Here is a 12,588-nt window from a genome sequence, read left to right as displayed (position 1 = left end):
CATGGAGGATACAATAGATGGAGCAATCCTACCGTTTGACGCCGTTAGAGCAGTATATTTATGAGCTGTACAGAGGATTGGACATTCATGAGCCTGCCGACCTAAATATGGAATACATCGCGGACAAACTGAACGTCTGGCTGCATACCGTTGAAACCGCAAGCTGCGCCCTGGAACGACATGGCATGCTCTCGATCATCTTGGACGGCCGGTTATCGCGGGAGCAGCAGTGGGAGGACTTCGGACACGAGTTGTGCCATTTGCTTCGGCATGGGGGCAATCAGCTCGCAATGAGCCGCGAATTCATCCGTTTTCAGGAAGCGAAGGCGGATCTGTTTGCTCTTCACTTTTGCGTTCCCACGTTTATGCTGCTTTCTATCGATTGTTTATCGGAAACAAGGGAAGCCGCTCTTCTGATAGCGCAAACTTTCCGGGTCACCCCCCAATTCGCTCGCGAGAGGCTTCATCATTTCACCAGACAAGCCTTTGCAAGCCGGCTGCAGGATGAATGGGAAACCAATACGGTCAAACAAGAGGCACAGTTTCGAGCAAGCGGTATCGAATATATGATCCGTACGGGTGGTTCGACGATGCTTTACAACCGTAATCGGGGTGTTGTCGGCTATATGAAGGAGGGCACGGCTTATGCAGAATAAAATCATACCGGTCCTTGCCAAGGGCTGGACGCAATCATTTTTTACACTGAGTATGGACGATACCGACCTGTCTTCAGCACCGCACCTTGCCTTGCCACAAGCGACAGATGCGCAGTTTGCCATGCAGCTTGGGGACGACGGACTCTCCGGTCTGGGCATCCGCCGCGGCGATTATTTGCTTTTCGGAACTACGCAGCAGTTGAGGGCTAGCGGGCAAATCGCCTTGATCCGCGAGGGCGAAGAATATATTATTCGGGAAGCTTATTGGAGCGGAGACACAACGAGGTTACGTGTGCCAAGCGATATGTATCCGGCGTTAGTGCTTCCAACTGAAAACATTCGCATTACGGCCGTGCTTGATAACGTCATCAAAAACGACGAGTTTGCGCGCATCATCACATTTCATTAATCGATAAGATCATCTTTTCAAAAAAGATGATTTACATTCAAGCTGCACTATGGTATTTTTATTTCGATACATATAGAAATATCGAAATCGTAAAGAGGTGGATTACGATGATTGAAGAAACTGCAGAGATCCGGCAAGCCGTCAAAATATATAAAGCGCTGGGAGAACCAACCCGCATCAAAATCGCCATGCTGCTGACAGAAGAAAGAAATTTATGCTGCTCGGACATCGGCAGCAAACTGGAATCTGTGGCCGGCTCGACACTATCCCATCACTTGAAGCAGTTGACGGATTGCGGCTTATTGGACCTCCGCAAAGACGGAACATACATCTACTACAGTGTAAATCGCGAAATTGCCCAAAAATACGCTCCGTATCTGCTGGAGTAAATTTTTTCGTCTTTATTTCGATATTTCTAGAATTATAAAAATATTGGAGGGAATTTTTTTATGGTGAGATCATATCAATGGAAGATTGTGATGCTGGCCATTGTCAGCTTTCTGGTCGGCACTTCGGAATATATTATTGCCGGCATATTGGATAAGGTGGCTGCAGATACTGGCGTATCGCTTTCGGCAGCAGGTCAGCTTATCACCGTATTTTCGCTTGCCTACGCGTTTGGAACCCCGCTGCTTATGGCCGCAACAGCAAACTTGGATCGGAGACGGCTCTTAATTTATGCACTCTCCTTATTTGTGGTCGGCAACGTTATCGCATTCACATTGCCGGGGTATGCGTTTCTAATCAGCTCGCGAATTATATTGGCTCTCAGCACGGGAGTATTTGTCGTGACCGCTCTAACCGTGGCCACCAAACTTGCCCCAGCCGGCAAACAAGGCGGCGCCATCGCAACACTTGTTATGGGTTTCAGCACCTCGCTGATTGTCGGAGTTCCTATCGGGAGAGTAATCGCAGGCATCTATGACTGGAAAACTATTTTTGCGGGAATCGGCGTGCTTGGACTGCTCGCCATACTTATGATTTGGTTGACGATACCGCAAACCGACGGCGAAGAACCGGTTCCGCTGGGCAAACAATTTGCTTTACTGAAGGAACCGAAAATTGCCATTGCCCTCTCCGTAACCTTTTTTTGGATCGCGGGATACGCTATCGTGTACACGTACATTTCTCCTTTTCTCCTTAAGATTACGGGAATGAGCGAACAGACGGTCAGCGCAGCGTTATTCGCTTTTGGCATTGCCAGTCTGCTTGGCTCCAAAATAGGAGGATACAGCACGGACAGATGGGGTGCTCCGCGCACCTTAATTGCCGGAATGCTGCTGCACGCAGCGGCACTGGTCATGCTCTCATTAACCGCACATTCTCCGTTTATCGTATTTGGACTGCTCATATTATGGTCCTTCACCGCCTGGTCCTCGGGACCAACTCAGCAATACCATCTGCTTACGCTTGCTCCGAATGCTTCCGGAATCATGCTCAGCTTAAACACTTCGGTACTGCAGATTGCGATGGCGGCAGGAGCCGGAATCGGCGGCGTCATTGTCGATCATGCTTCGCTGACTTCAACCAGTTGGCTTGGCGCAGCTTCCGTAGCCGTGGCCGCAGGTACGGTTGCCGTGTCTTATGCCCGCACCCTCTCCAAATCGCGTAAAAAAGCGGCCGAACTCCGTTTGCGGAGAGCAGCAAAAACCTGATCAAAACAACCTTTTAATATTTCTTGTTAGTTATATAACTTGATGGTAATATATTAACATGAACAACAACACACTATTCGAAGCACTATCCGAACCCCATCGAAGAACAATTCTTGATTGTTTGCGGACTTCCGAACGCACAGTTGGTGAACTTGTCGCCATATCGTCCTTAAGCCAGCCAGGCGTATCAAAGCATCTGAAGATTTTACGGGAAGCCGGGCTTGTCTCGGTACGCAGAGATGCGCAGCGTCATGTTTACAGCTTAAGCGCCCAGCCGCTTAAAGAGCTTGACCACTGGCTGGAGCCTTATCGGTTGTTCTGGTCCGATAAATTGGACGCTCTTGAGAAAGCATTGGATGAAGACGAGTCACTCTAATGGTCATCCAGTTGCCGCGCGGCTCCGTTACAGCATCATTTTCGTAAGGAGGCTCTGAACATGTTAGCGGTTATTCAAAAATCCGGCGACGGTTATACGGTTCGTTACGAACGCCGGCTTAAGCATTCCGTCGAAAAAGTATGGTCTTATTTGACGGAAAATGAGAAGCTTTCCCGTTGGTTCTCCGAGCTGCGCGTCGAAGACTTGCGCGAAGGCGGATCAATACAATTTGCCATGCCGGACGGTACGTTCATAGAGATGAAAATCCTCGAGCTTACTCTGTATTCCGTATTGGAATATACTTGGGCGGAAGATATCGTCCGGTTAGAGCTGTATCCCGAATCTTATGGCTGCCGCCTCGTCATGATTGAAACATTAACCAAGTTGACAGACCATACTCCCAAAGATGTTGCCGGATGGGATGTTTGCCTGGATGTGATTGAAATGCTGCTTGAGGGAAAGACCATCGAATCAAGAATGGATTTATGGAAAATTAAATATGAGCTTTATGTGCAGGAAATTGCGCGTCTTACTTAGGTGACTGCATAATCTCCTCGTATAATAACGACGAGCTGCGTTATAAAACGGGTCTCATTCCCATTTCATAACGCAGCTCGTTATCATTGCGATCTATGTTCCAGCGTGTCTCGGACAAAAGAACCGGCCTCTCATCTGAAGCATGACGCCTCATTGCAGTCAAGTTACATTTCCGCTTGCCTGGTCAGGCTTACACGGGTCTTTACGATAATCTTACGGATGCTGTCTTCCGACAGATGGTATTTTTCAATCAGCTCGCGAACGGTCGAACCGTTCTGATACTGCTCGAGAATTTCAGTGTTACGGCGCTTGATAATAAGACGGGTTCCGTTGTTTTCGCCCCATCCAGCCCGCTTCTGTTCTTTTTTCGGTATATAAATAATCTCGCCTTGGATGTACTCTTGAAGTTGCTTTAATAGGCTAGGGGGAAGCACATCCTTGCCGTTTTTGTAACTCATTGATGAAAACCTCCTTGCTTTGTACTGGAATTGTTTGATTCCATAGGGTATTACGATTGAGCATTTTCATCCCTGCACCTCCTCGAATTATTTTGATAAAAAAAGTAGTCTTAAAAAAACAAAAAAACGTCCTTCTTGTCGACGTCTCCTTTGGTGAACCCTGCAAAAACAAAAAAACACGAATGCCTAATCGTGCCTGCGGGTTCCGAATATGTGAACTTCATCAGGTGGGACGGACTTATGCGAGCATCTATTCAGTTGTCAACTCGTAAATCCTCCAAAATGGATTGTATTCAGCACGATACATCGCTCCTTTCACCTGAGATATGTGACATTTTCCATAATAACACAAAACAACCTGTTTTTGAATCCATTTTCTACATTAAATGAAATCAGAAATATGGAGGAGGCCCGAAGGCCTCCCTATTGCCGTCTCCGCTTACGCGAAGACCACCTCAAGTACTGTAATCATTGCTTACGATCACTCCTTTCCTTGATTCTAGCCGGCTGCATCTTTATTAACTCATATCCGGCCATGCCTTCTCAAGCGAAAGATTCGTTATAACCGTTTAATACCGTCCACCAAAACATTCTTTAAAACCCTCTGCGCCGCAGCCACTTCTCGCAAAGCTGTGTCCATGTATGGGCTTCGGGGTGCTCGTCGGCCAAACCAAGGCCGTGCCTGCCGCTTTCGTATACATGAAGCTCATGCGGAATCCGGTGCTCGCTTAACGCCATCGCCAGCAAAAGGCTGTTCTCTACAGGCACGGCAGCGTCGTCCGCGGTATGCCATAAAAAAGTCGGAGGCGTGGCGCCGTTCACTTGCAGTTCACCCGACAATAGCAGGGCCAACTGCTCATCCGGCTCCGGACCGAGCAGATTGATTTTGGAGCCTTCGTGAAAATGCCGGGTCAGCGAAATCACCGGATAACAGAGAATCATCAAATCCGGCCGGCTGCTTATGCGTTCAAGCGGATCTGCCGCTTCACGATCCCCTTCGTCGTAATGCAGGCCCGTGCTGGAAGCCAAGTGGCCGCCTGCCGAGAAACCCAAGATGCCAAGCCTTTGCGGGTCGATCCCCCACTGCTCCGCTTGCCCGCGGACAAGACGAATGGCACGTTTGGCATCGCCTAACGGCACAGGATGCCGGTATGGAGCGACCCGATACTGCAGCACAAAAGCGGCAATCCCGATCGAGTTCAACCACCGGGCAATCGGTTCGCCTTCATGGGGAGCTTTACGCCCGTAACCTCCGCCGGGACAGACAATGACAGCCGGCGCCTGCCTATGTTCGACCGGAAATGGAACCAAATAAGGAATATCTTCATCCGTATCCCCTTGAGCAAAAGGCGTTTGTTCCGCCCATAACAGCACTTTTTCCATCGGCGTTTCCCTCCATCGCGGCTATAGCTACTCCTTCAATATAGCTTTGCTGTAAGCGATTGACAAGATAAAATTGCGCTCGAAACAGTGGGGAAATGCCACATGCTCACCGTAAAATAAGCGACCCTCGCATCAGCCGCACATTAATCGTGAACGACCTCCCAGTTATGGTTGCACGCCGCTTCGATCGTGCCTTTTTCCATAATGTATGAAGCAAGCAGTTCGGCCACGTCGGTCGGAATGTCTTTCACCACAGGCTTGCCCTGGAACATATCGTAGTTGCCGCCGCCCCCGGAACGGTAATTATTCATCACAACATCGTATGTGCCGTGCATATCCAGCGGTTTGCCTTCCCTGCTCAGCTCTACGACACGCTGCCCTTCCGGCCGGGAGATGTTGATCCGGTATTCGATGCCTTCCCACATATCGTAATTATAATGCTGCGGTTTCGGCATGCTGAAGGACGGACTGACCTTGATTTCGCCTCCGTCGTATTGCTCGAAATAAGCGGCTGAACGTTCCAGCGCATCTTTGATATCTTGGCCGCTGATCCGGATCACCTTTAGTGTATTCGGGTAAATATAATTCGAAACGATATCGCGCATCGTAATGTCCGCGGGAAATCCCGGCGACACATTGTCAAACAACGCGGTATTGGAAATCGAGGCGCCCGAGATCTCCATCTGAACTTTGTTGATAAACTCAATCAAAGCACTATCCTTCATCCTGACGGCCATCGGATCCCGAACAAGCATATCCCCTTTCAGCCTGCCGATCGGCTGATCCAGCCACAGCTGCGTCTTGGCTTCGTGTTCGCGGGCGATTTCCATAATCGCGGGATCCGCTTCCACTCCCTGCACGGATACCAGCTCCGAACGTTTGGAGGTAACCACCCAATTGCCGCCGTTTTTTTCCAGCTCAAGCTGCACCTTGCCTAATGTCGCCCCGCCGACTCCCGGCTGGACGATGGTAACCCCATTAATCGCAAGACCCGATATGCTGCGATGCTGATGGCCGGTAAGCAGCACATCGATCCCGGGCACCTCATGGCATATCGCATAACCTTGATTTTCCCCAGTCTGCGGTTCCGTCGGCTCACCCGATTCCATATCCCGTTCAAAACCGCCATGATAGGATACAATCATGACATCGGGATTTTCCTGCTCCCGAACGTAAGCCGTCCACCACTTAGCCGAAGCCAGCGCGTCCTCAAAGCGGATTCCCTCAATATGCGCGGGATTTTCCCAATTCGGTATATAATGCGTGGTCAAACCGATCACCGCAACCTTCGGCCCGTCAGCAAACTGCTTGACCATATAAGGCTTGCCAAAAAACGGCCTTTCCGCTGCCTCATCCGTCAAATTCGCGCTAAGCCACGGGAACTGTGACTCGTTCACCGCCTTTTGGAGAAATGCGAGCCCATAATTAAACTCGTGATTTCCCATAACAGCGGCATCATATTTCAATTCATTCAACGCCGCAACCATCGGATTGAAGCTCTCATTATCCAGACGGGCATGGTGGTACGCCAAAGGGGTGCCCTGAATTAAATCGCCGTTGTCGATAACCAGCACATGTTCATGACGCGCACGTTCCTTGCGAATTAATGTGGCAATTTTGGCAAGGCCGACATCATTCGGCTGATTATTTGCATAATGAATGGGCAAAATATTCCCATGTATATCACTTGTCTCCAATATCGTCAGATTAAACTTCGATGCGTGCTCGGTCATTGTTCTCTCAGCTCCTGAACCATCAAATTTCCATTTTTTTATGTACCCACTATATCAAAAGCAGAAAGGTTAACACAATGTTGTTTGCAAATATATACTAAGTGACCATTGGAAAATTAACAAAGTTTTAACTGAAATTGAGAGGCATATGTGGTATATTAAAAAGTGGCTTTGACATTAAAGTATTATCAGGAGGTCAATTCGAATGATTAAAAAGTTAGCGGCAGTCAGCCTGACAGTTCTTATGGCTGCAAGTTTCGCAGCAGGATGCGCCAAGAAAGAAGCTCCACAACAGAGTGCGGCTCCTGCACCGGCAGGCAACAAACAAGAAGCGGCAGCTCCAAAAACAGGCGGGACTTTTGAGCCGAAAGAATTGAGAGTTCAATTCGTTCCTTCCCAACAAGCCGAAACGCTGGAAGCAAAAGCCAAACCGCTGGAAAAACTGTTGTCGGACAAGCTTGGCATTCCGGTAAAAGTTTCCGTTTCGACCAACTACAACACGGTTATTGAAGCTATGGCTTCCAAACAAGTGGATATCGGCTTCTTGCCTCCAACCAACTATGTTGTTGCACATGATGATAAAAAAGCAGCCGATCTGCTCTTGCAAGCTCAACGTTTTGGCGTTGACGACAAAACAGGCCAACCGACAACCGAGCTGGTAGACTACTACAAATCGATGATTATCGTAAAAGCCGACTCCCCAATTAAAGAACTTAAAGATTTGAAAGGCAAAAAGATGGCATGGCAGGATGTTACATCCTCCGCAGGTTATGTATATCCGGCTATTTTGATGAAGAAAAACGGCATCGATCCGGATAAAGACGTAACAGGCATCACTGTAAAAGGCCATGACAAAGGTGTTCTTGCCGTTCTTAACGGAGACGTAGACGCAGCAGCTGTATTCCAAGATATCCGCACGCAAATGAAAGATGTTCCGGATGCCGTTCAAAAAACGCGCGTATTGTCTTTCACCGATAAAATTCCGAATGACACGATTTCCGTTCGTCCGGATATGAGCCAAGCTTGGAGAGATAAGATCAGCCAAGCGTTCATCGATCTTGGTAAAAATGACGACAGCCGCAAAATCCTTGTCGACATCTATTCCCACCAAGGTTATGTAAAAGGCGACGACAAAAACTTCGATATCGTTCGCCAAGCAGCAAAAGATATCGGCCAAAAGAAATAATGTCCTTGCACAAAGCATCGGGAGCCAAGCTCCCGGTGCTTTTTTTGTTGTGCCGCATTCTTATAACGCGTTCAAAGCCTAAGCGCTCATCCCGACTCGCATAGCAGCGTTCGAACAATCATTTTCGCGTGGGTCCCCGATGGCACAGTACTAGGGAAAGTTAGTACTTATCCGAGGAGTGATCCCCTTATACAATGGAGCCATATTCCAGATCATAAAAGGGGCGAAAATCGATGGGTATAACGAAGATGCAGGCCAAAACGGCAAACATGGCGGGACGTTTTTCGAAAAACCGACCGCTGCAGCTGATCTGCATCGGCTACGGTTGCTTATGGATGGGGATGGCCGTCGCGCCATACAGCAGGTTCGATTGGCTGCTTGAAAATTTGCTCATATTTGCAGCTATTGCCGCGCTTGCAGCGACATATCGGACGTTTCCGTTATCTACGGTCTCGTATGGCATGATTTCGCTGTTTTTGGCGCTTCATACGATGGGGGCGCATTATTCCTACAATACGACGCCGGTCGATCAATGGCTTCATGTCGCATTTGGCTTTGGCAGGGACAATTACGACCGGATCGTCCATTTCAGTTATGGCCTGCTGATTGTCGTTCCTATTCGGGAATGGCTTTCGGTACATGTCCGGCTTGGCGCCAAAACATCCGTATGGTTTGCAGTCACGCTGATCCTTGCAACAGGAGCGTTTTATGAGTTGATTGAAATGTGGGTAGCCCAGATTGTAGCGCCGGAGATCGGCACGTTGTTCCTCGGAACCCAAGGGGATGTATGGGATACGCAGCATGATATGGAGTTAGCGCTTTACGGAGCATTGATCACAATGACCGTACGTGCATGTATTCTTACAGCTCGCAGAGCATCCAGCCAATAAATCGCAGCTAAGCGGAAACACAAAACCCCCGAATCGCTTCAGCTTTGGGCTAAGGCGATCCGGGGGTTGGGATCGAAAGGATTCGTGACGGCAGGTTGTTAGAGACGCAGATTACACAAGCCGTTTGCGGATATAACTTGAAATGAGGTCAATGATCGTGACCAGCACGATAATGCCAAGCAGGATCACACCAACCCGGTTCCAAGCTCTCGCCTCCAAAGCAAAGACAAGCGGAGTACCGATACCGCCGGCGCCGATCATACCGAGAATGGACGCCGAACGCACATTAATTTCGAAGCGATACAGCGTAAACGAGAAAAATTCCGGCAGCACCTGCGGAATCACCGCATGCCAAAGCACTTGAAACCGGTTGGCTCCGCATGCCGTCAGCGCTTCGCTTGGTCCTTGATCGAGGTTCTCGATTGCTTCCGAATACAGCTTGCCCAGCATCCCGATGGAGTGAAGCCCCAAGGCGAGTACGCCTGCATAAGGCCCCGGCCCAACTGCCTTAATGAACAGGATAGCCATAACAAGCTCGGGAAACGTCCGGATGAAGCTGAGCGCAAACTTGCCGGAAGCGGTCACTGCCTTGACTTTGCTCATATTATTGGCAGCCCAAAAAGCAAAGGGCACACAGATAATGGCTGAAATCACAGTACCCAAAATGGAAATCGCCAGGGTAACGATCAATCCGTTCAGCAGATCTTCCCCGTCACTGAGCCACTGGAAAAAACTCATATCCTCCGGGATGTACACATAACTCCAGTCGGGATGAAACAGTCCTTTCATGATCGCTTTGGATACTTGACCGGCCGTTTCTTTAATCCCGGTAAACGGCACACCGTTAAACGACCATACGTAAACCAATACAATAAATACCGCTACAAGCCAAAAACGGATGCGAAAGCGCGGCGGTGACTTCAGAGGTTCATTTCTCATAGCAGCTTCTCCCGGATTTTAGTACTGGCGTAATCGATAATCAGGACAACGACCAGCGTCAGCAAAATAATCATCGAGGCCCGGTCGTAGCGAAGCTGGTTAAGCACTCTGTCCAAATACAACCCGATGCCCCCTGCGCCGACAAGGCCTAATACGGCCGCCGCACGCACGTTCACTTCAAACGTATACAGCGTATACGCAGTAAACTGCGCAAGCACCTGCGGCACAACGCCAAAATGAATCCACTGCAGCTTGCTTGCGCCAACGGCGGTCATCGCTTCCATCGGACCAGGATCTACCGCTTCGATCGATTCGTACAGCAGCTTGGAAATAAGTCCGAAGGAGAAAAACACAAGCGCAAGCACACCGGCCACCGGACCTATGCCAAATATAGCTACAAATACGGCGGCAAACAGCAAATCGGGAATCGTCCGCACCAGGTTAAGAATAAACCGTGCAGGGTATAGCAGGAACCGTGATTTCGTCACATTGCCCGCAGCAAACAAAGCAATCGGGATAGCAAGCAGTGCCCCGAAGGTTGTGCCGATCACCGCCATCTGCACAGTCTCCATCATCGGCTTCCATACGACATCCAGATAACCCCAATCCGGAGGAACCATCTCCACCAGCAGCTTACCCATCTCGGGCGTGCCGGTAATCAGCTTGATCAAACTGGCGTCCGTCTTCGCAGCGCTTGCCCAGACGAGCAAAATGATAAAAATATAAGTAATGTACGTTTTTGTCCTATCGGGCTTTTTCATCGCTGCCGCCGCTTTCGTGCCGGGGTTGCTCATTATTCGGTCCCCCCAAGCAGCTCATCCTTCTTGATCGCCCGCCCGTAAATTTCCGAGAACTTGTCATCCGTCGCTTCAGCTACCGGGCCGTCAAATACAACTTGACCGGCGCGCAATCCGATAATCCGCGTTGCATATTCGCGTGCCAAGTCGATAAAGTGCAGATTGACAATCGTTGTAATGCCCAGCTCTTGGTTAATTCTTTGTAAGTCGTCCATCACCTGCCGCGTGGTCAGCGGGTCAAGCGAAGCGACCGGCTCGTCTGCCAAAATGATCTTCGCTTCCTGCGCCAACGCCCGCGCAATCGATACGCGCTGCTGCTGACCGCCGGACAGCTCGTCCGCCCGTGAATACGCCTTCTCGCGAATATTCACCCGCTCCAAAGCTTTCAGCGCCAGATCGACGTCGTGCTTCGGAAACATCCCCAGCACCGTACGCCAAGTGGGATGGTAGCCTACGCGGCCTGAAAGCACGTTGCGAAGCACGGAAGAACGCTTCACTAAATTAAAGCTTTGGAAAATCATCCCGATGTCCCGGCGCATGCGCCGGAGTTCGCCGCCGCTGGCAGCCGTAATCGACTTTCCGTCAATGACGATTTGACCATCGGTGATTTCATGCAGTCTGTTGATCGAGCGCAGCATTGTCGATTTCCCTGCGCCGGATAACCCGACGATGACGATAAACTCACCTTTATGGATGGTTAAATTCAGATTTTTTAGGCCTACAGTGCCATTCGGATATACCTTAGACACGTTCTGAAATTCAATCATAGGCTACCTACTTTCATTCTTATTGAACTATAAAAATTGTAACAGAAAAATATTCGACACAAAACGAAAATTTCCTTTTCGAAGATACAATCTTCATAAATTTCACTAACTCCCAATAGTTTATCCTTTATACCCATTTGCATCCATATTTCAGCCTTCTATCCGCAATAATGCGAAATCTAACGTTGGGCTAGCGCAGTGCCGGTGAAATGCATATAAAGACGAAAAAAAGCGAAAGTGGGGTTTAATCCGCTTTCGCTCCTACATCTTTGCCGAGATCGAGCGTATACAGCCACTCAATGCGGTCTCCTTTTTGCACGGTGACGGCTCCGGCGCTTTTGCTGGAGAAAGTTCCGTTTACCCGGAACAGCCAGCCGCTTTTGCCGCCTTTATCAAATTCATACAAGTTATCTATGCCTGCAACGTAAACCGCCGAACCTTTGCCGCGGAACTCCATTTGGATTTTCTTCTCTCTTACCGTCCGCTGCAGCACGTCAAAGACAGTGTCGCCCGACTTCACCTCGGCCGATGTGGCGGCAAGAATCGAGCCTTTGTCCTTGTCCCCGGCGATGCTGATCTGCACCGCCGGTTTCGCTTCCGCCACCGGGGCGGCAGGCGGCGCTTCCCCTGCGGGCGCGGCGATCACCGGCTGCCCGCCGGAGCCGGAGGCAGACGCCGCTGCCGGCGGCTCCGTGACCGCGGCCGGCGGCGCGGTGCCGCCTCCGCTGCGCGCCGAAGCGGGCGCTGCGGCCGGGTCGAGCAGCTCGCCGCTGCCGACCGGGCCTGCCGCCGCGGGCGGCGA

Annotated in this window: 15 protein-coding genes; 8 read left to right on the top strand and 7 right to left on the bottom strand. The window is 50.0% G+C overall.

The annotated features are described in order from the left end of the window. The first annotated feature begins 17 nt into the window (after window positions 1–17). From EYB31_RS30185 to EYB31_RS30160, 6 genes are all read left to right on the top strand, one after another. Complete coding sequence (locus tag EYB31_RS30185; protein ID WP_131017219.1) at window positions 18–656, top strand: ImmA/IrrE family metallo-endopeptidase; 639 nt, start codon at window positions 18–20, stop codon at window positions 654–656. Further along, on the top strand, window positions 646–1,065 hold the full coding sequence (locus tag EYB31_RS30180) for a S24 family peptidase (protein ID WP_131017218.1): 420 nt from the start codon (window positions 646–648) through the stop codon (window positions 1,063–1,065). The genes EYB31_RS30185 and EYB31_RS30180 overlap by 11 nt, the downstream gene beginning before the upstream one ends. A gap of 107 nt (window positions 1,066–1,172) precedes the next feature. Continuing rightward, window positions 1,173–1,454, top strand: a complete 282-nt coding sequence (locus EYB31_RS30175; protein WP_131017217.1) for an ArsR/SmtB family transcription factor — start codon at window positions 1,173–1,175, stop codon at window positions 1,452–1,454. 60 nt (window positions 1,455–1,514) lie between these two features. After that, on the top strand, window positions 1,515–2,720 hold the full coding sequence (locus EYB31_RS30170) for an MFS transporter (protein WP_131017216.1): 1,206 nt from the start codon (window positions 1,515–1,517) through the stop codon (window positions 2,718–2,720). A 58-nt stretch (window positions 2,721–2,778) separates the two neighbouring features. Continuing rightward, the gene (locus tag EYB31_RS30165; RefSeq protein WP_131017215.1) at window positions 2,779–3,096 is read left to right on the top strand and encodes an ArsR/SmtB family transcription factor; all 318 of its coding nucleotides are present in this window, start codon (window positions 2,779–2,781) and stop codon (window positions 3,094–3,096) included. A gap of 60 nt (window positions 3,097–3,156) precedes the next feature. Continuing rightward, entirely contained in the window at window positions 3,157–3,633 is a 477-nt protein-coding gene (locus EYB31_RS30160; RefSeq protein ID WP_131017214.1) for an SRPBCC family protein, read from the top strand. Between the two features lie 164 nt (window positions 3,634–3,797). Here EYB31_RS30160 and EYB31_RS30155 read toward each other — a convergent pair whose 3' ends face one another. The 3 genes from EYB31_RS30155 to EYB31_RS30145 form a co-directional block, all read right to left on the bottom strand. Next, window positions 3,798–4,091: a CD3324 family protein gene (locus EYB31_RS30155; protein WP_131017213.1), complete on the bottom strand. Its 294-nt coding sequence runs from the start codon at window positions 4,089–4,091 to the stop codon at window positions 3,798–3,800. Between the two features lie 594 nt (window positions 4,092–4,685). Continuing rightward, window positions 4,686–5,474, bottom strand: a complete 789-nt coding sequence (locus tag EYB31_RS30150; protein ID WP_131017212.1) for an alpha/beta hydrolase — start codon at window positions 5,472–5,474, stop codon at window positions 4,686–4,688. Between the two features lie 143 nt (window positions 5,475–5,617). Continuing rightward, complete coding sequence (locus tag EYB31_RS30145) at window positions 5,618–7,207, bottom strand: bifunctional metallophosphatase/5'-nucleotidase (RefSeq protein ID WP_131017211.1); 1,590 nt, start codon at window positions 7,205–7,207, stop codon at window positions 5,618–5,620. A gap of 205 nt (window positions 7,208–7,412) precedes the next feature. Between EYB31_RS30145 and EYB31_RS30140 the strand changes: the two genes are divergently transcribed. Further along, complete coding sequence (locus EYB31_RS30140; RefSeq protein ID WP_131017210.1) at window positions 7,413–8,393, top strand: phosphate/phosphite/phosphonate ABC transporter substrate-binding protein; 981 nt, start codon at window positions 7,413–7,415, stop codon at window positions 8,391–8,393. A gap of 233 nt (window positions 8,394–8,626) precedes the next feature. Beyond that, complete coding sequence (locus EYB31_RS30135) at window positions 8,627–9,283, top strand: DUF2238 domain-containing protein (RefSeq protein ID WP_131017209.1); 657 nt, start codon at window positions 8,627–8,629, stop codon at window positions 9,281–9,283. 111 nt (window positions 9,284–9,394) lie between these two features. On the opposite strand, the gene phnE (EYB31_RS30130) is transcribed toward EYB31_RS30135, so the two are convergent. From phnE (EYB31_RS30130) to EYB31_RS30115, 4 genes are all read right to left on the bottom strand, one after another. Continuing rightward, window positions 9,395–10,222: a phosphonate ABC transporter, permease protein PhnE gene (phnE, locus tag EYB31_RS30130; RefSeq protein WP_131017208.1), complete on the bottom strand. Its 828-nt coding sequence runs from the start codon at window positions 10,220–10,222 to the stop codon at window positions 9,395–9,397. Then, window positions 10,219–11,016 (bottom strand): phosphonate ABC transporter, permease protein PhnE, encoded by a 798-nt coding sequence (gene phnE, locus EYB31_RS30125; protein WP_131017207.1) that lies wholly within the window; start codon window positions 11,014–11,016, stop codon window positions 10,219–10,221. Before phnE (EYB31_RS30125) ends, phnE (EYB31_RS30130) begins: the two co-directional genes overlap by 4 nt. Continuing rightward, window positions 11,016–11,786, bottom strand: a complete 771-nt coding sequence (phnC, locus tag EYB31_RS30120) for a phosphonate ABC transporter ATP-binding protein (RefSeq protein WP_131017206.1) — start codon at window positions 11,784–11,786, stop codon at window positions 11,016–11,018. The genes phnE (EYB31_RS30125) and phnC overlap by 1 nt, the downstream gene beginning before the upstream one ends. Window positions 11,787–12,030: 244 nt before the next feature. Then, on the bottom strand, window positions 12,031–12,588 hold a 558-nt coding region (locus EYB31_RS30115), incomplete at its 5' end, for a DUF4430 domain-containing protein (protein ID WP_131017205.1).

The sequence above is a fragment of the Paenibacillus thalictri genome (assembly GCF_004307995.1).
In the GTDB taxonomy this organism is placed as follows: Bacteria; Bacillota; Bacilli; order Paenibacillales; family NBRC-103111; genus Paenibacillus_AF; species Paenibacillus_AF thalictri.
This window is presented reverse-complemented; position numbering and strand designations above follow the sequence as displayed.